The 20,729-nt window shown below is 66.0% G+C and carries 15 protein-coding genes and 1 tRNA gene; 7 read left to right on the top strand and 9 right to left on the bottom strand.

Annotated features, from left to right (window positions below; translation table 11 throughout):
- Nucleotides 1-297: 297 nt before the first annotated feature.
- Nucleotides 298-2,040 carry an arginine--tRNA ligase gene (argS, locus tag F8O07_RS04305; protein WP_158030896.1) on the bottom strand — a complete coding sequence of 581 codons (1,743 nt, stop codon included), beginning with the start codon at nt 2,038-2,040 and terminating at the stop codon, nt 298-300.
- Between the two features lie 107 nt (nt 2,041-2,147).
- Between argS and F8O07_RS04300 the strand changes: the two genes are divergently transcribed.
- Nucleotides 2,148-2,221 (top strand) — tRNA-Arg (locus F8O07_RS04300).
- Between the two features lie 101 nt (nt 2,222-2,322).
- Here the strand turns inward: F8O07_RS04300 and F8O07_RS04295 are convergent.
- Entirely contained in the window at nt 2,323-3,243 is a 921-nt protein-coding gene (locus F8O07_RS04295; protein ID WP_192496632.1) for an FKBP-type peptidyl-prolyl cis-trans isomerase, read from the bottom strand.
- A gap of 306 nt (nt 3,244-3,549) precedes the next feature.
- Nucleotides 3,550-4,860, bottom strand: a complete 1,311-nt coding sequence (locus tag F8O07_RS04290) for an alpha-hydroxy acid oxidase (RefSeq protein ID WP_158030894.1) — start codon at nt 4,858-4,860, stop codon at nt 3,550-3,552.
- A gap of 302 nt (nt 4,861-5,162) precedes the next feature.
- On the opposite strand from F8O07_RS04290, the gene F8O07_RS04285 reads away from it, so the two are divergent.
- On the top strand, nt 5,163-5,921 hold the full coding sequence (locus F8O07_RS04285; RefSeq protein ID WP_158030893.1) for a MerR family transcriptional regulator: 759 nt from the start codon (nt 5,163-5,165) through the stop codon (nt 5,919-5,921).
- Between the two features lies 1 nt (nt 5,922).
- On the opposite strand, the gene nrdI is transcribed toward F8O07_RS04285, so the two are convergent.
- From nrdI to F8O07_RS04265, 4 genes are all read right to left on the bottom strand, one after another.
- Nucleotides 5,923-6,435 carry a class Ib ribonucleoside-diphosphate reductase assembly flavoprotein NrdI gene (nrdI, locus tag F8O07_RS04280; RefSeq protein WP_158030892.1) on the bottom strand — a complete coding sequence of 171 codons (513 nt, stop codon included), beginning with the start codon at nt 6,433-6,435 and terminating at the stop codon, nt 5,923-5,925.
- Nucleotides 6,436-6,663: 228 nt separating this feature from the next.
- On the bottom strand, nt 6,664-7,578 hold the full coding sequence (locus tag F8O07_RS04275) for a metal ABC transporter permease (protein WP_158030891.1): 915 nt from the start codon (nt 7,576-7,578) through the stop codon (nt 6,664-6,666).
- Nucleotides 7,575-8,333, bottom strand: coding sequence for a metal ABC transporter ATP-binding protein (locus tag F8O07_RS04270; protein ID WP_225733175.1), 759 nt, complete (start codon nt 8,331-8,333; stop codon nt 7,575-7,577). Before F8O07_RS04270 ends, F8O07_RS04275 begins: the two co-directional genes overlap by 4 nt.
- The gene (locus tag F8O07_RS04265; protein WP_158030890.1) at nt 8,330-9,292 is read right to left on the bottom strand and encodes a metal ABC transporter substrate-binding protein; all 963 of its coding nucleotides are present in this window, start codon (nt 9,290-9,292) and stop codon (nt 8,330-8,332) included. The genes F8O07_RS04270 and F8O07_RS04265 overlap by 4 nt, the downstream gene beginning before the upstream one ends.
- 220 nt (nt 9,293-9,512) lie before the next feature.
- On the opposite strand from F8O07_RS04265, the gene F8O07_RS04260 reads away from it, so the two are divergent.
- Nucleotides 9,513-10,907: an Nramp family divalent metal transporter gene (locus F8O07_RS04260; RefSeq protein ID WP_158030889.1), complete on the top strand. Its 1,395-nt coding sequence runs from the start codon at nt 9,513-9,515 to the stop codon at nt 10,905-10,907.
- Entirely contained in the window at nt 10,904-11,767 is an 864-nt protein-coding gene (locus tag F8O07_RS04255; RefSeq protein WP_158030888.1) for a 4'-phosphopantetheinyl transferase family protein, read from the top strand. The genes F8O07_RS04260 and F8O07_RS04255 overlap by 4 nt, the downstream gene beginning before the upstream one ends.
- A 118-nt stretch (nt 11,768-11,885) precedes the next feature.
- On the opposite strand, the gene F8O07_RS04250 is transcribed toward F8O07_RS04255, so the two are convergent.
- Together F8O07_RS04250 and F8O07_RS04245 are read right to left on the bottom strand one after the other, a co-directional pair.
- Nucleotides 11,886-13,613, bottom strand: coding sequence for a (2,3-dihydroxybenzoyl)adenylate synthase (locus F8O07_RS04250; RefSeq protein WP_158030887.1), 1,728 nt, complete (start codon nt 13,611-13,613; stop codon nt 11,886-11,888).
- Between the two features lie 2 nt (nt 13,614-13,615).
- On the bottom strand, nt 13,616-13,870 hold the full coding sequence (locus F8O07_RS04245) for a phosphopantetheine-binding protein (protein WP_192496631.1): 255 nt from the start codon (nt 13,868-13,870) through the stop codon (nt 13,616-13,618).
- A gap of 99 nt (nt 13,871-13,969) precedes the next feature.
- On the opposite strand from F8O07_RS04245, the gene F8O07_RS04240 reads away from it, so the two are divergent.
- The 3 genes from F8O07_RS04240 to F8O07_RS04230 all read left to right on the top strand — a co-directional run bounded on the left by F8O07_RS04240 (nt 13,970) and on the right by F8O07_RS04230 (nt 20,726).
- Nucleotides 13,970-18,367: a non-ribosomal peptide synthetase gene (locus F8O07_RS04240; protein ID WP_192496630.1), complete on the top strand. Its 4,398-nt coding sequence runs from the start codon at nt 13,970-13,972 to the stop codon at nt 18,365-18,367.
- Between the two features lie 199 nt (nt 18,368-18,566).
- Nucleotides 18,567-19,784: an MFS transporter gene (locus F8O07_RS04235; RefSeq protein ID WP_192496629.1), complete on the top strand. Its 1,218-nt coding sequence runs from the start codon at nt 18,567-18,569 to the stop codon at nt 19,782-19,784.
- Nucleotides 19,785-19,850: 66 nt separating this feature from the next.
- Entirely contained in the window at nt 19,851-20,726 is an 876-nt protein-coding gene (locus F8O07_RS04230) for a ribonuclease H family protein (protein WP_158030883.1), read from the top strand.
- The last annotated feature ends 3 nt before the right edge of the window (nt 20,727-20,729 follow it).

Here is a 20,729-nt window from a genome sequence, read left to right as displayed (position 1 = left end):
CGACACTGACCCGAGCCCGAGGTTGCACCGCCGAAAGTGCAGAAAGTGCGGCGTTCAGCGATGAGCCAGCGCCAAGGAGACACCGAGAGTACAGGAGATGTGGTGTTTGCGATGAATCAGAGCGGAGGCGATGCCGAAAGTACAGAAGGTGCGACCGTCAGCGACTGATAGTCACAGATTCTGCCAACTCGACGCAAAACCGAAGACGAAGGTGAAGACCAAAGACAAAGACAAAACCAGGCAGACTCGCATGCGCTCGGGAGCTCGGGGGGGGGGGGCAGAGACTCCCCCGCAGGCTCACATGCGCTCTGGGGCAGAGACGCCCAACAGGTTCAGACCGTTGCGCAGAACCTGTCCCGCGGCATCGTTGAGCGCCAGGCGCGCAGCATGCACCGGCTCGACCGCCCCGTTGCTGAGCGGAATCACGCGGCAGTTGTCGTACCAGCGGTGGAAGTCGCTTGCGAGCTCTTCGAGATAGCGGGCCACGCGGTGCGGCTCGCGGAACTCCGCAGCCTTCGCCACCACGGCCGGGAACTGCGCGATCTTCGCGATCAGCTCGGTCTCGGTGGCGTGCGTGAGCGTCGACGGGTCGAAGTCGAAGGCCGAGACGGTCACCCCGGCAGCCGCCGACTTCGCAGCCGCGGTGCGCACCTGTTCGACGTCCTGCCCGGGCAGTGCCACGGCGATGCCCGCGGCAGCGGCGTTCAGCCCCACGTTGTGCGTGCGGGCATGCGCGTACTGCACATAGAACACCGGGTTGTCGTTGGTGCGGCTGCGCAGCTTCTCGCCGTCGAGATTCAGCGGAGAGTCTGCGGGGTACCGCGCCAGCCAGTAGCGCATCGCGTCGCTGCCGATCCAGGAAAGCAGATCGTCGAGCTCGATGATGTTGCCGGCGCGCTTCGAGAGCTTGGCTCCGTTGAGGTTCACCAGCTGCCCGATCAGCACGCTGATGTTCGTCTCGGGATCGTCGCCCGCCGCGGCCACGATCGCCTTCAGCCGGTTCACGTACCCGTGATGATCGGCGCCCAAGAAGTAAATGGCCTGCTCGTACCCACGGCGGCGCTTGTCGAGATAGTACGCGGCATCGGCGGCGAAATACGTCTCTTCTCCGTTGGAGCGCACGACCACGCGGTCTTTGTCGTCGCCGAAGTCAGAGGTGCGCACCCAAGTCGCGCCCTCCTGCTCGAAGACGCGACCCTGATCTCGCAGGTGCTGCACCGCATCCTGAATCAGGCTCGTACCGGTCTCGGGGTTGATCGCGTGCAGGCGACGCTCGCTGAACCACACGTCGAAGTGCACGTTGAACGTGTCGAGCGAGTGCTTGATCTCGGCGAGCTGCTTCGCGTAGGCGAGCTCACGTGCGGTCGAGAGCTGCTCGTCGGCCGGCAGATCGAGAATGTCGGGCCGCTCGCCTTTGACGTAGGCGGCGAGGTCCTGGATGTACTGCCCCGGGTAGCCGCCCTCGGGGGTGGGCTCACCCTTGATCGCGGCGAGCACTGAGTCGGCGAACCGATTCATCTGACTGCCGGCGTCGTTGATGTAGTACTCGCTGACGACCTTCGCGCCGGATGCCCTGAGCAGCCGAGCGATCGAATCGCCCAGCGCCGCCCACCGGGTGTGCCCGATGTGCAGCGGGCCGGTCGGGTTGGCCGAGACGAACTCGAGGTCGATCGAGTGACCGGCGAGCGCCTCGTTGTCTCCGAAATGGTCGCCCTGGTCGATGACCGTCGGCAGGATGCTGGCTCCTGCGGCAGCGTCGAGCGTCACGTTGATGAACCCCGGGCCTGCGACGTCGACCTCTGCGATGCCGTCGACGTCGCGCAGACGCCCGGCGATCGTCTCGGCGAGCGCACGCGGAACCAGCCCGACGCGCTTGGCGTGCTGCAGCGCGACGTTGGTCGCCCAGTCACCGTGGTCGCGGCTCTTCGGCCGGTCGATGCGCGGGGCCGGCACCGAGGTGAGCTCGGCCGGCACGTCGCCTGACTCGGCGAGGCCGTGCAGGATGTCGACGATGGTCTGCGAAAGATCTTCAGGGGTCACGAGGGCCTATTCTAGCGACTGCGAGCGCGCCGCGCCCTGCATGGGCTGCGATGGATGCTATTCTGATGGGCGTCTGTGTGCGCCTGCGATGTGGGTGCGTGCGGTCTGCGCCCATAGCTCAGCTGGATAGAGCGTTGGTTTCCGGTACCAAAGGTCAGGGGTTCGAATCCCCTTGGGCGCACCGAATACTGATAGAAGGTGTACCCGGCGGTGTGCCCAAGGTGCAGCCGAGCCGGTGCTCGGTCAGCCCGATACCGGCTCGGCACTTCTGTTCCTAGCGCCTCATTCCCCTGTCGAGGTCGAGGCGTCGCTGGCCGGCCCGGTCGAATCGATCGTGAGCACGAACACCAGAGCCTCATGCTGCATCACTGCTCCGTCGCTGCTGCCATACGCCTCTGACGGCGGCACGACCGCCACCACCGTCGAGCCGACCTTCTGCCCGACCAGCGCCTTCACGAATCCGGGAATCAGCCCCGCTTCGTCTGCAGTGCTCGATGCGGCGTCGCCGCCGTAGTTGCTCTCGACCTGCTTGCCGTCGCGCAGCTTGGTGAGCTGGTAGTGGAACGACACGCTGTTGCCCGCCGCCACCGTCTCGCCGTCACCCTGCTTGATGACCTTGACCTGTGTGGTCTTCGGCGTGACACCGGTCGTGATCGTGGTCGTGGGGTTTCCGGAGTCGTCGAGTGTCACAGTCGGAAAGTCGGCATCGCCGAACGTGTCAGAGAGCTCGGGGTCGCTCGACTGCACGAGCCCGATGACGTCGACCACCATCGCCAACGGGTCGGAGTCGTCGAGACCGAAGTAGCTGCTTGCATTGCCTGCGCCGAGAAGGTCGGAGGCACTGCCGGTGATGCTCAGGCGAGTTCCGATCTTCTTGCCGTCGATCTGATCGGGCAGCGAGCTGAAGTACTGCTTCCACGACGCCAGGCTCGACGTCGTGTTGTAGGGCGAGAGATCTTTCTGATTGGTCGGGTCGTAGAGTGCCAGCCCGATCTCGACGTTGTCGTCTTTGCCGACGGTGTCGCCGTCTCCGTCGATCAGCGTCTTGACCTGCACCTTCGAGGTGTCGACGTCACCCGAGACGCTGACGGCCGCCGCCGTGCCGAAGTCACCCGTGACGTCGACGCCGTTCGACCCGTTTGAGCATCCGGCCAATCCCACCATCGTCGCCGCGATCACTCCGGCTGTGAGCAACTTGCGCACGCTATCACTCTCCTGTCTCTGGCCATGTCGCAGCATGGCCTCGTCATCGTCTCAGATTCTGCTTCGATCGCTCCATTCGGCGGATGCCATGGAGCCCCCGGCCTTTCGGCTGGCGTGGGCCAGTATGTCTGAGGTGTTCGATCAATCCTGATCGCTGCGCATTCCGGTGACTCATGACTGCACTGTGAATTCGCTGAGCGTCTGTGCGCAGAGTGCCGTCCGAAGCACGCCGCCTCGGCACGGCAGCAAAAAGGGGCGCCGGCGAAAGCCGACGCCCCCTTCTGCCTCAACGAACGAAACTCGGGCTCACTTCTTGGCGCCGGCGGCCTCGCGCTCGGCTTTCGCCTTGAGCTCGCTGGCAGCAGCCTGGGCACCGTACGCCTCGCGTTCGTCGCGTGTCAGGCGGCGCAGCTGCGTGACGTGACCGGGGTTCAGTTCGTCAAGCGACGAGACGCCGAGCAGCTTCATGGTGCGGATGATCTCGTCGCGCAGAATCTGGATCGTGCGATCGACGCCCTGACGGCCACCGGCCATCAGTCCATACAGGTAGGCGCGGCCGATGAGCGTGAAGTTCGCGCCCTTAGCGATCGCCGCGACCACGTCGGCTCCAGACATGATGCCGGTGTCGACGCCGATCTCGGTGCGATCGCCGACGGCTTTGACCACGTCGGGCAGCAGCTGGAACGGCACCGGGGCACGGTCGAGCTGACGGCCGCCGTGGTTCGAGAGCACGATTCCGTCGACCCCCGCAGCGACCAGGTTCTTCGCGTCTTCGACGTTCTGCACGCCCTTGATCACGAGTTTGCCGGGCCACATCTCACGAATGACGTCGAGGTCGTCGAAGCTGATGGTGGGATCCATGGCGCTGTCGAGCAGCTCGCCGACCGTACCGCCGGTCGAGCTCAGCGAAGCGAACTCCAGCTCAGGAGTGGTGAGGAAGTCCCACCACCACCATGGCCGCGGAATCGCATTGATGACGGTGCCGAGCGAGATCTGCGGCGGAATCGAGAAGCCGTTGCGCTTGTCTCGCAGGCGCTGCCCGGCGACCGGGGTGTCGACGGTGAAGAACAGTGTGTCGAACCCGGCTTTGGCCGCGCGACGAGTGAGCTCGTAGCTGATCTCACGGTCACGCATCACATAGAGCTGGAACCAGTTGCGCCCGTTGGGGTTGGCCGCTTTGACGTCTTCGATCGACGTGGTGCCCAGAGTCGACAGAGTGAACGGGATGCCCGCGGCGCCGGCGGCGCCGGCACCGGCGACCTCGCCCTCAGTCTGCATCAGGCGGGTGAACCCCGTCGGCGCGATGCCGAACGGAAGCGCAGACGAACCGCCGAAGATCTCGCAGCTCGTGTCGACATCCGTCGCTGGGTGCAGCACAGACGGATGCAGCTCGATATCGCGGAACGCCTGCCGGGCACGACGCAGCGAGATCTCGTCTTCGGCCGCGCCATCGGTGTAGTCGAAGGCGGCTCGTGGGGTGCGCCGCGCTGCGATGCGGCGCAGATCCCAAATGGTCAGAGCCGAGTTGAGCCGCCGGCGGCGACCGTTCAGATCGATAGGTTTGAAATGCAGCAGATCGAAGATCTCGCTAGGCTTGGGAAACTGCCTCGTCACCATGTTCGCCACTCTCCTATGAATCGCTGTCAGCGGCCCACACGCCAATGTGGTCGGGCCACCAGTTCGTTTCGGTCAGCCTAATGAGTGGCAACGACGAAAGAAAGGGTTGCCTCGCCTCACTCATCACGGTATGAGTTGGTTCGCACTCTGCAGCCGGCGGTCAGAAGTTCGCGTCGTCTTCGAGAACGACGGAATGCCAAGAAAGAGCAGACGGGCTGTCTGCTGCCGCTTGACTCTGCCGCGACGTCAACCGACAAAGTGGTAACCATGAACACGAACGCCGAGCCGTCAGGAGCAGTGACATGCGCGAGTGGCCGATCAGAGATGTCGCCCGAGCTACTGGGCTCACCAGCAGAACCCTTCGACACTACGAGCAGATCGGGCTGCTTCGGCCCGCACGGGTGGCCCCAAACGGCTATCGCTTCTATGGCGAGCCCGAGCTGTCCCGTCTGTACAGGATTCTCTCGCTGCGCGCGCTCGAGCTGCCGCTTTCCAGCATTCGGATCGCTCTCGACGACGAAACGGCACTCGCCGACGTGGTGCGATCTCATCTCTCACTGCTTGAAGACAAGAGAGCACGAGTTGAGCGACAGATCACTGCTGTCGAACAGACACTCAGGGCGATCACAGAGGGAGAGAATATGACCATCAGACAGATGTTCGCCGGCTTCGACCAGAGTGAGCACGAGACCGAAGTTCGGCAACGCTGGGGCGACAAGGCTTGGGACCGGAGCGCGAAGCGCCGGCAGCGCCTGAACGCTCAGGAGCGACGCGCTGACGACGCACGCAGCCTCGAGATCAACGGGGCCCTTCGTCGCGCAGCCGAAGCAGGCGATGATCCGGCAGGAGAACCGTTCCAAGCGCTCGTGGCCGCGCACCACCGTTGGGTCACCGACTTCTGGGACGGCCGAGTCCCGGATCAGGCCGCCTACATCGGCCTCTCAGAGCTCTATGTCGCCGCCGACCGATTCGCCGCGGTGTACGGCGGCAGAAAGAACGCAGAGGTCATCCGGACCGCCATGCAGACCTGGATCGCGCAACGGCCTGAGTCGGCGGACTGAGTCAGCGAGCTGAACACGTCGACGCGTCGCGGTGCATGACAGGGATGCGGGAGTCACCCTGGTGGGTCTGCCTCCAGAACTGGGTCAGGCCGTTGTCGACCTGCTCGACATCTCGTTCAGTGCCCAGCAGCTCGAACCGATACAGTTCGGGCACCTGGCACTTGGTCGCGATGATCGGCCCGGCATAGCAGTAGTACTCGCCGAAGTTCGTGTTGCCCGCGGTGATCACGCCGCGCAGCAGGCCTCGATTGACCGGGTCGTTGAGAAAGCGGATCACCTGTTTGGGCACGGCGCCATTGCGCACGCCGCCGCCATAGGTCGGCAGCACCAGCACGAAGGGACGTGAGACGCGCAGCATGCCCTCGGTGCGTGGGCGCAGCGGGATGCGCACAGCGTCGTGGCCCACACGCTCCACGAAACGACGGGTGTTCTCAGAGACGCTCGAGAAGTAGACCACCTCGGGTGACTCGTCTGCCCGAAGCTCTCGTACCGTCGCGGCGGTCGTCGACTGCATCACTTGTCCAACCTCATCCGTCTGCCCAACCTCCATATGTAGTGTCTCAGGCTCTCGTAACCCACAACATGTAGTATCCGCCGTTTCTCTGCGAAACAGATCAGGCACTCCGAAGAGAACGATTTGGAATGCCACACTTCGTGCGGGAAGAACAGGCCGATGACGACGACTCTGTGGGATCGTCGGCATCGGCCTGTGGTCTGGGATGCGCGCTGTCGCCTCGGTGACTCAGCGCGTCGATCCGAGCCGCGCGTCTTCGTTCTTCTCACGAAGGGCGGCTTCGGCCTCCTCTTCGCTGTGATGACGACGCAGCATCGTGAACAGCGCACTCGACGGCCCGAACAGGTACACGATGCCGAACGCGACACCCAGTACCACACCGATCATGCCGCCCGACGAGGTGTCGAACGCATAGCTGAGCAGGATGCCGACCAACACGCAGACGGCAGCGATCAGCGGTGCCAGCCAGAGCATCCGCCAGATGCTCGACGTGAGCAGACGGGCGGTCGCACCGGGCACGATCAGCATCGACACCGCAAGGATCACCCCGACCGCTTGGAACGACACGACGACGGTCACCGCCAGCGCACCGAGCAGCAGGCTGCTCAGCACGCGCGTCGACAGTCCCAGCGAACGGGCGTGAGTGGGGTCGAAGGCGAACAGTGTGAGGTCACGGCGCTTCAGCAGCACGACGACGACGGTGATCGCGCCGAGGACGATCACCTGCCACATGTCTGTCTTGGTGATGCCCAGCAGGTTGCCGAAGAGGATGTGATTCAGATCGGTCTGGCTGGGAGTGATCGATATCAGCACAGTGCCGAAGGCGAACAGCGTCGTGAACACGATGCCGATCGCGGCATCCTCTTTCACCAGCCGCTGCCCGCGCATGCCTCCGATCAGGGTCACGGCGATCGCAGCGAAGAGCAGCGCGCCGACGGCGAAGGGAACTCCCCAGATGTAGGCGAGCACCACGCCGGGCAGCACCGCGTGCGAGATCGCGTCACCCATCAGCGACCAGCCGATCAGCACGAGCCAGCAGCTGATCACGCCGCAGACGAGGGCGGTGACCATGCCGACGATCAGCGCGCGCTGCATGAAGGCGTACTGCCAGGGGTCGACCAGCAGCGAGATCAGGTCGTTCATCGGATCACCTCTCTGGCCTCGTCGGCGCTCAGGTCGAACGCGCGGGCCAGGTTCTGCGGCTCCAGCACCGTCTTGGTCTCGCCATGCATGAGCACCGTGCGGTTGATCAGCACCGATTCGGCGCAGAGCGCAGGCAGCGAGTGCAGGTCATGCGTGGCGACCAGAATCGTCGCGCCATCGGCGACGAGATCGTGCAGCACGCTGACGATCGTGGCCTCAGACCGCTTGTCGACGCCGGCGAAGGGCTCGTCGAGCAGCAGCACACGTGCATGCTGGGCCAGGGCCCGGGCGACGAAAACGCGTTTGCGCTGACCGCCTGAGAGCTGCCCGATCTGTCTTTTGGCGAGACCGGTGAGTTCGACGCGTTCGATCGCCTCGGCGACCGCCTCACGGTCGACCGCGCGCGGGTGGCGCACCCAGTTCTGGTAGCCGTAGCGGCCGAGCATGACGACGTCCTGCACGCTCAGAGGAAACGTCGTGTCGATGTCGTCATGCTGCGGTACGTATCCGATCATGCCGGCGCGGCGCGCCTTGACAGACGGCTCCCCGAGAAACGAGAGCCTGCCGCTGTGAATCGGAATGACGCCCATCAGCGATTTGAAGAGCGTCGACTTGCCGGCACCGTTCATGCCGACCAGACCGCAGATGCGGCCGGGCTTGATATGCACCGAGACGTCTCGCAGGGCACGCACTGCGCCATACGAGACGTTCAGATCGTCGACGGAGATGCCGTCGACAGCGGAGTCGATGCTCACTGGACGCTGGCTCCGGTCAGACCGTCGGCGATGGTGTCGGCGTCGTGCTTGAGCAGGTCGACGTATGTGGGCACCGGACCGTCTTTCTCAGACAGCGAGTCGACGTAGAGCAGGTGTTCGGGATCAGTCTCGAAGCGAGCGCCGGTGGCCTCGGCCACCTGTTCCATCGCCGAGGTGTTGACGGTCGACTCGCAGAACACCACAGGCACGTTTGCGGCCTTCACCTTGTTCTCGACGTCGGCCTTCTGCTGCGGCGTGCCCTCTGACTCGGCGTTGACCGGCCACATGTAGATCTCGTTCAGCCCCGAGTCACGGGTCAGGTACGAGAAGGCTCCTTCGCAGCTCACCAGAGTGCGCTGCCCCTCGGGAACGCTCGACAGGCGCTGCTCCAGACTGTCCGAGACGCCCTGGAGCTGCTTTTTGTAGTTCTCGCCGTTCTGTCTGTAGTCGGCGGCGTTGTCGGGGTCGAGGTCGCTGAAGGCCTTGACGATGTTGTCGACGTAGATCTGCCCGTTCTTCGGCGACATCCATGCATGGGGGTTCGGTTTGCCGCTGTACTCGCCCTCGCTGATGTCGATCGGGTCAACGCCCTCAGAGAGGTCGGCGCGCTTGGCCTTCGAGTCAGAGGTGAACTTCTCGAACCAGCGTTCCAGGCCCAAGCCGTTGTTCAGAATCAGATCTGCCTTCGAGGCCTCTTTGATATCGCTCGGGGTCGGTTCGTAGTCGTGGATCTCAGCGCCGGGCTTCGTGATCGACTCGACTTTCAGATGGTCGCCGGCCACGTTCTCGGCCATGTCGTCAAGCACGGTGAACGTGGTGAGCACGAGAGGCTTGCCGTCGCCGTCAGCCGACTTCTGCTCACTGCCGCCGTTCGAGGTGCAGGCGCTCAGAGATGCGACCACCACCGTCGCGGCGGCAGTCGCGGTCACAACGCGCAGGAGTCTTGATTTTGCCCACATATACAGGTGTCCTTTCACAGACGATCGAGTATTCGCTTTCATGCCAGCGCACCCAGCAGGGATTGCAGCGACAGCATCCACCGTAACCCAAACTGTTCGGTTACCCGAACTTTTATTTCAATGTGCTAGAACTAATTGCAGATGGACGTGCAAGGCTCGCCCACCATGCGCGAGCCTGCGGCTCGTGATCACCGGGAGTGCATGTAGAGGAGCACGCGATATGTCCATCGAATCTGAGACACGTCCGAAACGGGCAGACGGGTCGCGCAGGCGACTGATTCAGCCGGCGAACGGGCCGTCGCTGCAAGAGATCAACTCGACCGTGCGCACACCGCCCGCCCATGCCGGGTTCTGGCGAACGCTCGCCGCCTACAGCGGCCCCGGTGCGCTCGTCGCGGTCGGGTATATGGATCCCGGCAACTGGGTGACCTCGATCGGCGGCGGCTCGCAGTTCGGCTATCTGCTGCTCAGTGTGATCCTGATCTCGAGCCTCACCGCGATGCTGCTGCAGTACATGGCCGCGAAGCTGGGCATCGTCACGGGCATGGATCTCGCCCAGGCGACGCGGGCGCACACGGGGCGAAAGACGGGCTTCGTGCTCTGGATCGTGACCGAGCTGGCCATCATGGCCACCGACGTGGCCGAAGTGATCGGTGCGGCCATCGCTCTGCACCTGCTCTTCGGCATGCCTCTCGTGGTGGGCGTCATTCTCACGGTGCTCGACGTGTTTCTGCTGCTCCTGCTGCTGCAGATCGGCTTTCGCAAGATCGAGGCCATCGTCGTCACGCTCATCCTCACGATCATGGTCGTCTTCATCTACGAGGTCGTCATCGCCCAGCCTGATCTGCCACAGGTGTTCGCCGGCTTCGTGCCGAAGGCCGACATCCTCAAACCTGAGCAGCTGACTCTCGCCCTTGGCATCGTCGGCGCCACCGTCATGCCGCACAACCTGTACCTGCACTCTGCCATCGTGCAGTCGCGCGACTACGCACGCGAAGACGACGTCGAGAAAAGGCGTGCGGTGCGCTTCGCGACGTGGGATTCCAACATCCAGCTGTCGGCCGCGTTCATCATCAACTGTCTGCTGCTGCTGCTCGGTGCCGCCCTGTTCTTCGGCGTCGAGAGCGACTTAGGCACGTTCGGCGCGCTGTACGACGCGCTCAAGGACTCCAGCCTCGCCGGTGCCGTCGCCAGCCCTGTGCTCAGCACGCTCTTCGCCGTCGCCCTTCTCGCCTCGGGCCAGAACTCGACGATCACCGGCACGCTGACCGGTCAGGTCGTGATGGAGGGCTTCATCAAGATGCGGATGCCGCTGTGGGCCCGCCGCGTGATCACCCGAACGATCGCGGTGATTCCGGTGATCATCTGCACGGTGATGTACGGAGGCGACGAGCAGGCCCTCGACAACCTGCTGGTCAACTCTCAGGTGTTTCTCTGCATCGCGCTGCCCGTGTCGATGGTGCCGCTGGTCTGGTTCACCTCGTCGAAGAGGATCATGGGCAGCTTCGCGAACCCGCGGTGGGCCGTGGTGCTCGGATGGCTCGCGACCGGCGTGCTGACCGTGCTGAACATCAAACTCATCTTCGAGACCGTCGGTGATATGTTCGGGGCGTGATTCTGACCCTTGCCGGCGCGCAGATCGATATGTTCGCCGTCACCGTTGCGCGCGAAGCCGGAGTGCTGCGCCGCGACTGGGCCCTGCTCGATGCAGACGAACGGCGCCGAGCCGATCTGCTGCGCTCTCCCGCTCGGCGTGGTCTGTTCGTCGCTGCGCACGCTCGGCTGCGTCGAGAGGTCGGTGCACGTCTCGACTGTTCGCCCGCTGAGGTGCCTCTCGCACGGATGCCCTGCTCGCGCTGCGGCAGTTCGGCTCACGGCCGGCCGGTGGTCGCGGGCGGCTCATGGGCCAGCGTCTCTTCGTCGAAGCCCCACGTTGCGAGGCCGGTCAAAGACACGCCCTGGTTCTCTGTCTCGTATGCCGAAGATCTGGCGGTGATCGCTCTGAGTTCTCGCCCGGTGGGCGTCGACGTCGAGCACACCTTTGATGAGCAGACCGCTCAGCGTCTGCGTGAGATGCTGCTGAACGGGGCGCTGCCGCAGCACCTCGGTCACGAATTCATCGGCGCGCTGCAGAGTTCAGCGGTGTCGATCGAATCTGCTGCTGAAGCGGGGTCTTCAGAAGATGCTGCACATAAGCTGACTCGCGCATGGGTTCGTGCCGAAGCACGACTCAAAGCCTTGGGGTGCGGACTCTGCGACCGGCCGAGACCGGCCGTTGACGGCCTCGTGGACGAAAGGACCGTGCCCGCTGCCGCCTCGGTGCCCGACCGGGCTCTCGTCATCGCCGATGCTCCGGTGCCACACGACGTTCTGATACTCCATAACGCTGCGGTGCTGCTGCCCGATGCCTCAGCGCTGCAGAAGGCTGAGACCTCGAACCGTCAGCCAGTCGCACATGTCGCCTTGGCCGTGTAGCGATATGTGAGGCGAAACCGTCAGTACCCCACGAATTTCGCTACACGGTCCCGGCGAAACGGCGCTTCGCCGGCTCACTCCATCGGTACTCGGCGGACTGCGGAACAGCCCGCCTGCATCAGTCAGTGAGACGAGCGGCGAGCACATTCCGCAGATCGCGACGAGACGACTTGCCCACTGCCGTCACCGGCATCTCGTCGATCACATGGAACTCGTCAGGCACGCAGAACGAGGCGAGACCTACGTCGCGCAGAAACGCGCGCAGCTCACGACTCATTGCGACCGGGTCGTTCCAGGCATCAGCATCAGCGGTAACGGCATCGGCATCGTTAGCAGCAGCTGCGTCTGCAACAGCACCGGCAGCAGCACCAGCCCCTGTCGCACTGCGCAGCTGCACGAACGCCGCAATCGTCTCGCCGAGACGGTCGTCTGGCTTCGGCACCACCACCGCGTCGAACACACGCGGATGCTGTAGCAGGGCGTCTTCGACCTGAGCTGCGACGACTTTCTCTCCCCCGCGATTGATCAGGTCTTTGCTGCGCCCCTCGACGATCAGACTGCCGGTGTCGTCGATGCGCACGATGTCACCGGTGCGGTAGAAGCCGTCGTGCGTGAAGCTCGAACGGTTCGTCTCGGCCGCCCTGTAGTAGCCGTTGATCGTGTAGGGCCCGCGCGTCACAAGATTTCCGGCGGTGCCCTGCGGCAGCGGCTGATCGCTGTCGTCGACGATGCGCAGCTCGTCAGCCGGCGACATCGGGCGCCCCTGCGTCTCGACGATCTCGTCAAGCGGCGCATCGAGCGCGGTGTAGTTCACCAGCCCCTCGGCCATGCCGAAGACCTGCTGCAGCGTGCAGTCGAATGCGTCCACGATGCGCCGAGCAGCCGTCGGGGTCAGCTTCGCGCCCCCGATCTGCAGCACCTCGAGGCTCTCAAGCGAAGCCGCCGACCCCACGTGATCGGCCCAGAGCAGCGCCAGCGGCGGCACGAGCGCCGTGATCGTGACATGTCGCCGTGCGATCAGGTCGAAGCAGGTATCAGGTGCCGGCGCACTGGCGAGAACGACGGTGCCGCCCGCCAGCAGCACGCCCAGTACGCCGGGCGAACTCATGGTGAAGTTGTGCGGCACCGGCAGTGCCGCCAGATACACCGAGCGCTCAGTGACGCCGCACAGCTCGTTGCTGCGCCGCAGCGTGTAGATGTAGGCGTCTGACGAGCGCGGAATCATCTTCGGCACACCCGTGGTCCCGCCCGAGAGCTGCAGAAACGCCGTGTCTTCAGGATCGATCGAAACCGCCGGCGCCGATGCGAGACCCGGCTCGGCGGGCGCGACCAGAGCATCCGGATCAGTGATCACGATCAGCTCCGCATCAGCACGACCGGCTTCGGCACGGGCCGCCGCCACCTGTTCGGCGACGTGCGCGGCGGTCTCGCCCAGCCGGTCGCGGCCGTGTCGTCTGACAGTGATGATCGCGACGGCGTCGGCGTGCTGCACGAAGTGTGTGAGCTCGCGCTCACGGTGCCCGGGCAGTGCGAAGATCGGCAGCGCGCCGAGACGAAAGAGCGCGAACACGGTGGGCAGGTAGCTGATCACGTTCGGAAACTGCACCACCACGCGATCACGGTCGCGAATGCCGAGCGCGTGCAGGCGTGCGGCCGCGGCCTCGACGGCCGCGCCCAGCTCGTGGTAGGTCAGCTCGTGGCCGCGGTCGTCTGCGACGGCGAGCGCGTCACCTCGCTGGCGGATGCTGTGCTGCAGCAGGTCGGGAAAGGTCGCGCCGGTCCAGTAGCCGGCTGCCCGGTAGGTCGCCGCGCGTTCTGGCGGAAAGGGCGTAACGCCATCGAGCATTCTCAGACCCCACTGCTCGGCGCATGTTCGCGCAGCACCTCGACCCACTCTCCGAGGGTCGAAGCCTCGAGCAGATCCATATAGGTGACGGTGTAGCCTGCGTCGCGCGCCCGCTGCACGATCTCCATGGTGCTGAGCGAGTCGAGCCCCTGGTCGAAGACGTCTTCGGCAGGATCGATGCTCGACGGATCGTCGTTCTTCAGCGCGGTCGCGACGACCTGCTGGAGTGCTGAAATGTCTGGGTCACGGGGGAACATGGGACTCCTCTCACCGGCTCTGCGAATATGGCGTCGGATACACGCCATGAGAGCCGAGGCTCTTTCTCTCGGCGGTCACTGACTATACACTTGCTCACCATGTTCAGATCTTTGGCAGCGCTGCCGCTGCTGGGCACTCAGCGCGGAATTTGGATGGCGCAGGCCCGAGACCCGAACTCTGCCGCGTACAACACCGGGCGCTACCTTGACCTTCCCGTGCGACTCGACGCGGAGCGCTTCGTGGCTGCGGTCGAATCGATCGCCGCCTGCCATGACGTTCTGCGCGTGCGACTCACCGAGGTCGACGGCCAGCCGGCGCAGCAGGTGCTCGACCACGCTCCCTGGCATCCGCAGGTCGTCGACCTCTCAGACCAGCCCGATCCCCTCGCCGCCGCGCTGACGCACATGCGCGACGACATGGGTCGTACCCGCAGCCTCAGAGGTGTCGTGGGTGAGCCCGACGACCTGGTCTCAGAGGTGCTGTTTCAGCTGACGCCGGCAGGAGTCGAGCCGGGCCGCTCACTCTGGTACCAGCGAGCGCATCACATCCTGACTGACGGTGTGGGACATTCGCTGCTCTTCTCGCAGATCGCCCGCGCCTATGACGGCCGCGCCCCGAAGCCCGGGCCGTCGCTGCAGCAGCTGGTCGAGGCAGAACAGGCCGAGGCAGCCGACGACGACGCACTGAGCTTCTGGCGATCGCAGCGGGGCGATGCCCCGGCCTCGCCGCAGCTGTCGACACCGACCTCGACGACGTCAGGCGTCGGACCTGCACCAGTCGCACCCGCACCGAGCCACGTGCGCCGGTCGGATCTGCTGTCTCCGGAGGCATTCGAACGGCTCGAGGCGACGGCGGAGGACTGCGGCGGGTCGTGGGTCGACGCGGTGACCGTCGCCGCTGCAGATCTCACGGCAGGTCTGACCGACGCAGACGATGCCACGCTGGGTTTTCCGCTGATGCGACGCACGTCGTCGCTCTGGCGGCACACACCGGCGCCCAGGGTGACCGTGCTGCCGCTGCACGTGACGCTCGGCGAAGCGGCGAAGACGGGCTGCCTGAGCCTGTGTGACACCATCGCGCACACCAGACATCTGGTGCGTGAGGCGAGCCGGCACCAGCAGCTACTCGGCGAAGATCTGCGCGCCGAGGCCGGGCTGCGTCCCGACGACCGACTCTTCGGCCCACAGCTCAACGTGAAGCCGTTTCACGACGACCTGCGCGTTGCCGGGGCGCCGACCCGCATGATCGACCTGTCAGCGGGGCCGGTCGACGATCTGACGATCAGCGTGTATCCACTGCAGGGCGGTCTGCACATCGACGTCGACGGCAACCCGAATCGGCACACTGCGGTCGAGGTCGAGCGGCTGCTCGCCCGGTTGGTGCAACGGCTGACCCAGCTGGCGGCGCAGTCACCCGCCGCCCCGCTGATCGACGCCCGAACGCCTGAGGCGCGGGCCACCTCGCTGCTGCTCGACGACGAGCGCGCACAGCTCGCACGCTGGAACAGCACTGGCCACGAAACCCCGGCGACCACGCTGCCGCGTCTGGTGACAGAGTGCGCGGCGGAGCATCCACAGCGCATCGCGGTGGCCGACGACGAGCACAGCCTCACCTTCAAGGCCTTCGACCAGGCGGTGGATGCCGCTGCCGCCCGCCTGCGAGCGCTCGGTGTGCGGCAGGGCGAGGTCGTCGGCGTGCACCTGCCACGATCGGTGCGACTGTTGGTCGCCGTGCACGCGGTGATGCGCTGCGGGGCCGTGTATCTGCCGCTCGACGTGGAGTATCCGCCGAAGCGGCTGGCGAACATGCTCGAAGACGCTTGCGCGACTGCGGTGATCGCGCTGCGCGGAGACGCAGCGCCGCAGCCCACGAAAGGGCCGGCCCCACGGGTGCTGCTCGCAGACGATCTGCTGGCGGGTGCGGCAGGAACTGCTGCTGCGAGCGGCCGCGACATCGCCGACACGACGCAGCCCGGCACAGACACGACCGAGTCGCACGATGCGTCTGGGCAAAGCACATCTGCGTACAGTACGTCTGGGCACGGTTCGTCTGGGCAAGGCGCATCTGCGCACGGTTCGGGGGCGCCCGCAGTGACCCCCGACGCTCTCGCCTACGTGCTGTTCACCTCAGGCTCGACCGGCCGACCCAAGGGTGTGCAGATCTCACACCGGTCACTGGCCAGCCGACTGCTCTGGATGCGCGACTTCTGCGACGTAACCGAGACCGACGTGGTGCTGCACAAGACGCCGATCGGCTTCGATGTGTCGCTCTGGGAGCTGACGCTGCCGTTCGTCTGCGGGGCCCGTCTGCAGGTGGCCGCCCCGGGTGCGCACCGCGACCCCGAGCAGCTGGCACGCGTCATCGAACGTTCTGGCGTCACCGTGGCACACTTCGTGCCGACCATGCTGCAGACACTGCTTGCGGTGCTCGACGATGCCCAGCTGCGCGAGGCGCTCGCCTCGCTGCGGGTCGTCGTGTGCAGCGGCGAGGCTCTGCCTCCCGATCTCGCGCTGCGACTGCGCGCGGTCAGCGATGCGCGTCTGCTGAACCTCTACGGCCCGACCGAGGCGACGATCGACGTCACCGCGTTCGACTGCACCGAGCTGAGCGACGACCAGCTGCGCACGGCGACTGACCTGCCGATCGGTGCGCCGGTGTGGAACACGACGTTGCACGTGCTCGATCCGTTCGGTCGCGAGGTGCCTCCGGGCGCACCCGGCGAACTGTATCTGGGCGGTGTGCAGGTCGCCCACGGCTACATCGGCCGCCCAGACCTGACCGAGCAGCGGTTCATCACGCTGTCGCCGGACATCGGCCGCTGCTACGCGACCGGAGACCGAGCACGCTGGGAGCCGCTGAGATGGGCGGAGCCGAGCGGGGCATCCGCAGGAATGACTGACGCACCGCTCGTTTCGGCACCGGGTGCAGCGCCCGATTCAGCGTCTGCCGCAGCGCTCGCGCACACGTCGCCACAGACCGGCCGCCCCGCGCGACTGCACTTTCTGGGCCGACGCGACGGCCAGGTCAAACTGCACGGGCAGCGACTCGAACTCGCAGAGGTCGAACGGGCGATCTCTGGACCGCATCTCATTGAGAGCGCGGCGCGACTGCACGAGACCGCGAACGGCGACCACATGTTGGTCGGCTATGTGGTGGGCGACGAACAGACCGTCGCCGAGGCGCTCGAACGGTGTCGCTCCGTGCTGCCGACGTTCATGGTTCCGGCGACGATGATGCCGCTCGATCGGCTGCCGCTGTCGCCGTCGGGCAAGCTCGATCGTCGGGCACTGCCTGCGCCCACGCAGACATCAGCCGGGCTGCGAGCCGCAGATGATCTCGAGAGGGGCATCCTGCGGGCGTTCGTCAGCGTGCTCGGCGCCGATGCCGCTGGCGTGGCGACTGAGGATGGGGCGGGCGACGCAGCAGATGCCGCTTTCGGGGTGACCGACGACTTCTTCGCCTGGGGCGGCACATCGATCAGCAGCGTCACACTGCTGGCCGAACTGCGACGCACGAGCCTGCCGATCGAGCTCGGCGACGTCTTCGCGACGCCGACAGTGCGCGCGCTGGCCCAGGTCGTGCGCAGCAGGAAGGCGGGATCTGCGGCGGGGTCACGAGGTTATGAGCCCGTGCTGCGGCTGACCGGCGCCAGTGCCGATGCTGATGCTGATGCCGGCTGCGGCGCCGGTGCCACTGACGGCCCCAGCAGCGGTGTCAGCAGTGGCGCCGAGTCGCCGCTGTGGATCATGGTGCATCCCGCGGGTGGGCTCGCCTGGCCGTATCGCCGTCTGGCACAGCATCTCGACGCCCCGGCGATCGGGCTGCAGGCTGCCGCCTACCTCGGCGCTGAGCCGTCGACGTCGCTGCGAGCGACCGCTGACGAGTATGCGCTGCGCGTGATCGAGGTGGCCGCCGGGCGCCCGATCCGGCTGCTCGGCTGGTCGGTCGGAGGGGTGATCGCCCAAGACGTCTGCGCAGCGCTCGAAGCCGCCGGTCACGAGGTCGAGCTGTTGGTGCTCCTCGACAGCTACCCCTGCCCGGTGTGGCGAGATCAGCCGGCACCCGGTGAGGCGGATGCCGCACTCGCCTTGGTGCGCATGGCCGGCCTCACGCCGCAGGAGATCGAACAGAAGGATGATGCCTCGCTCGACATCGACGAGGTCGTGCGCGTGCTGCAGCAGCGTCGGCATCCGCTGGGCCAGCTCGGCGCCGAACGCCTGCACACCATGCGTGAGCTGGTGCAGGCGCACTCGCAGATGCTGCACACCGCGGAGCATCGCATCTCGCATGCCCCCACGATTTTCGTCGAAGCCTCTGGACCCGGACATCAGCTCTGGCAGGATCCCACAGCATGGCAGCCGTGGCTCGCGGGGCCGGTAGACCTGCAGCAGCTGCCGGTCGGGCACGAACAGCTGGTGATCGAGCCGTACGCCGCGCGCATCGCCGAGACGATCGCCGAGGCCGACCTGCTGGTGGCGTACGAACAGACACGTTGACAGAGCAGACAGAGCAGATACGCAGACAAAGCAGACAAAGCAGACAAAGGAGTTTCACCCGATGATGACCGATGGCAGCACGGAACGCTCCAGCGCGGATTGCGCGGACTCTACCGGGATCACGCGGGATCGGCCGATTTCGTCCAATCCCGGTCGGTCTGAAGCAATCGCCGCAGGTGACCCCGCCGGCCGCGCAGCAGTGCGCACGACCACCGACTGGCTGGTCGTGATCGCCTGCACCGCGATCATGATCGTCGAAGGCTACGACCTGCTGCTCTACAGCAACGCCATCCCGGTGCTGCTGGCCGACCCGACCATCGGCGTCGACCAGTCGGCCGCAGGCCTGATCGGCAGCATGATCTTCTTAGGCATGCTCGGCGGCGGCGTCGCCGCGGGGCCTGTCGTCCGGGCGCTCGGCCCCTCACGCACGATCCTGATCGGCATCATCGGCTTCACCGTCTGCACCGTCGCCGTCGCCGCTGCCAGCGACGCCTGGCACATCGGAGCAGCCCGCCTGCTCGCCGGCCTCTGTCTCGGCGTCGTGCTGCCTGCAGCCCTGACCGCCGCGCGCAATGCGACGCACAACGCCGACGGCTCGCTGACCATCACCATCGTCATGGGCGGCATCGCCATCGGAGCGGTCGCCTCGACGCTCACCGCGCAGAGCGTGCTGCACCTGGGCGGCTGGCGCACGCTCTTCCTGAGCGGCGGCATCGTCGGCATCCTGTTGGCAGCCATCACCATACCGGCGCTGCGCCGCATCGAAACGCATCACCGCAACGTCGCTCAGGCGGATACGGGGGCGAGTCGCGCATCCGTTCGCGAGCTGGTCGCACCCAGACATCGCACCCTGCTCGCGCTCGGGGTGCTGGTCACCTTCGCAGATCTGCTGACCTGGTACGGCGTGAGCACGTGGCTGACTCAGCTGATGCGCGAGTTCAGCATCCCGCTGCAGGGGGCGCTGCAGCTCATGCTGGTGCTGAACCTCGGCGCAGTCGTCGGGTCGGTCGGCATCGCGCTGCTCGCGAAGCGACTCGGCACCCGGCGCATCGCCGCCGCATCCGGCGTCTTGGCCGCCGTGGCGCTTCTGCTCATCGCCGGGCAGATAGGCCCGGGGTGGCTGCTCGCCGGCTACGCAGCGGTGCTCGGTGCCGGCGCGATCAGCGCGCAGAATCTGATCAACTCGTTGGTCGCCGACGCATTCCCGGTGCGGCTGCGCACAACCGCGCTCGGCTGCACGCTCGGGCTGGGACGCCTTGGCGCTGTCGTCGCACCGATCATCGGCGGGCAAACTCTCGCAGCGGGTCTCGGGCCGGCATGGGTGCTGGTCGCGTTCGCCTCGGCCGCGCTGCTCGGTGCCGTGCTGCTGATCTGGTTCACGCCCGAGCGAGTCGAGCGCAGCCTCGCGGCGAGGTGATGCGCGTGGCGCGGGTGCGCGGCCGGGGCCGAGCCTGATGTCGGCGCCCAGTGGCAGAATGTTCGAATGACCATCATCGCCTCTGCAGACGGATCAGCTCTCGGCAACCCAGGCCCCGCCGGCTGGGCCTGGTACGTCGACGACGACCACTGGGCGGCCGGGGGCTGGGAGCACAGCACCAACAACCGCGGCGAGCTGCAGGCCGTGCTCGAGCTGCTGAACGCGACGGCAGACCGCGACGAGCCGCTGCGCATCCTCTGTGACAGCCAGTACGTGATCAACTCGGTCACGAAGTGGATGCCCGGCTGGAAGCGCAAGGGCTGGAAGAAATCCGACGGCAAGCCGGTGCTCAACCGTGACCAGCTCGAGCAGATCGATGCGGCGCTGCAGGGACGAGACGTGCATTTCGAGTGGGTCAAGGGGCACGCCGGGCATCACATGAACGAGGCCGCCGACGAACGAGCGCACGGTGCCGCCCTCGCCATCCAGGCGGGGCGTGCGGTGGATGCCGGTCCCGGTTTCGCCGCATCGACTGCCCCGTCGTTCGCAGATACCGCGGCCGCGTCGACCGCAGATACCCTGGCAGACACCCCGGCGGACACCCCGGCAGACCCCCCAGCAGACCCCACCCCATCGAGCTCGGCTGCCTCAGACGCACTCGCAGCCGAACGGCTGCTCGCTGACGCACGTGGCGCCCGCGACATCGCCACCGGCCGCAGCCTGCTCGACGAGGGATGCCGCATCATCGGCTCACGCGCCCTGCTGCCGGCCGCAGGCGATCAGCTCAGGTCGGCTGCGGCATCCGCCGTCACCGACGACGTCACCATCGTCACCTACGAAACCCAGTCACCGGCGGTGGCCGCCCATTCGTCGGTCTGGGTTCGGCGCGAGGGACGCTGGCTGCTGAGCCTGCACCATGTCTCGTCCGGCGGGCTCGCGTGAGTC

Source organism: Pseudoclavibacter sp. CFCC 13796 (assembly GCF_008831185.1).
Classification (GTDB): Bacteria; Actinomycetota; Actinomycetes; order Actinomycetales; family Microbacteriaceae; genus Pseudoclavibacter_A.
This window is presented reverse-complemented; position numbering and strand designations above follow the sequence as displayed.

Coding starts and splice junctions, on each gene's coding strand:
- F8O07_RS04290 (WP_158030894.1), bottom strand. CDS start 4,860: ATGGTGACGAGGCAGTTTCCCAAGCCTAGCGAGATCTTCGATCTGCTG.
- F8O07_RS04285 (WP_158030893.1), top strand. CDS start 5,163: ATGCGCGAGTGGCCGATCAGAGATGTCGCCCGAGCTACTGGGCTCACC.
- nrdI (WP_158030892.1), bottom strand. CDS start 6,435: ATGCAGTCGACGACCGCCGCGACGGTACGAGAGCTTCGGGCAGACGAG.
- F8O07_RS04275 (WP_158030891.1), bottom strand. CDS start 7,578: ATGAACGACCTGATCTCGCTGCTGGTCGACCCCTGGCAGTACGCCTTC.
- F8O07_RS04265 (WP_158030890.1), bottom strand. CDS start 9,292: ATGTGGGCAAAATCAAGACTCCTGCGCGTTGTGACCGCGACTGCCGCC.
- F8O07_RS04260 (WP_158030889.1), top strand. CDS start 9,513: ATGTCCATCGAATCTGAGACACGTCCGAAACGGGCAGACGGGTCGCGC.
- F8O07_RS04250 (WP_158030887.1), bottom strand. CDS start 13,613: ATGCTCGATGGCGTTACGCCCTTTCCGCCAGAACGCGCGGCGACCTAC.
- F8O07_RS04245 (WP_192496631.1), bottom strand. CDS start 13,870: ATGTTCCCCCGTGACCCAGACATTTCAGCACTCCAGCAGGTCGTCGCG.
- F8O07_RS04240 (WP_192496630.1), top strand. CDS start 13,970: ATGTTCAGATCTTTGGCAGCGCTGCCGCTGCTGGGCACTCAGCGCGGA.
- F8O07_RS04230 (WP_158030883.1), top strand. CDS start 19,851: ATGACCATCATCGCCTCTGCAGACGGATCAGCTCTCGGCAACCCAGGC.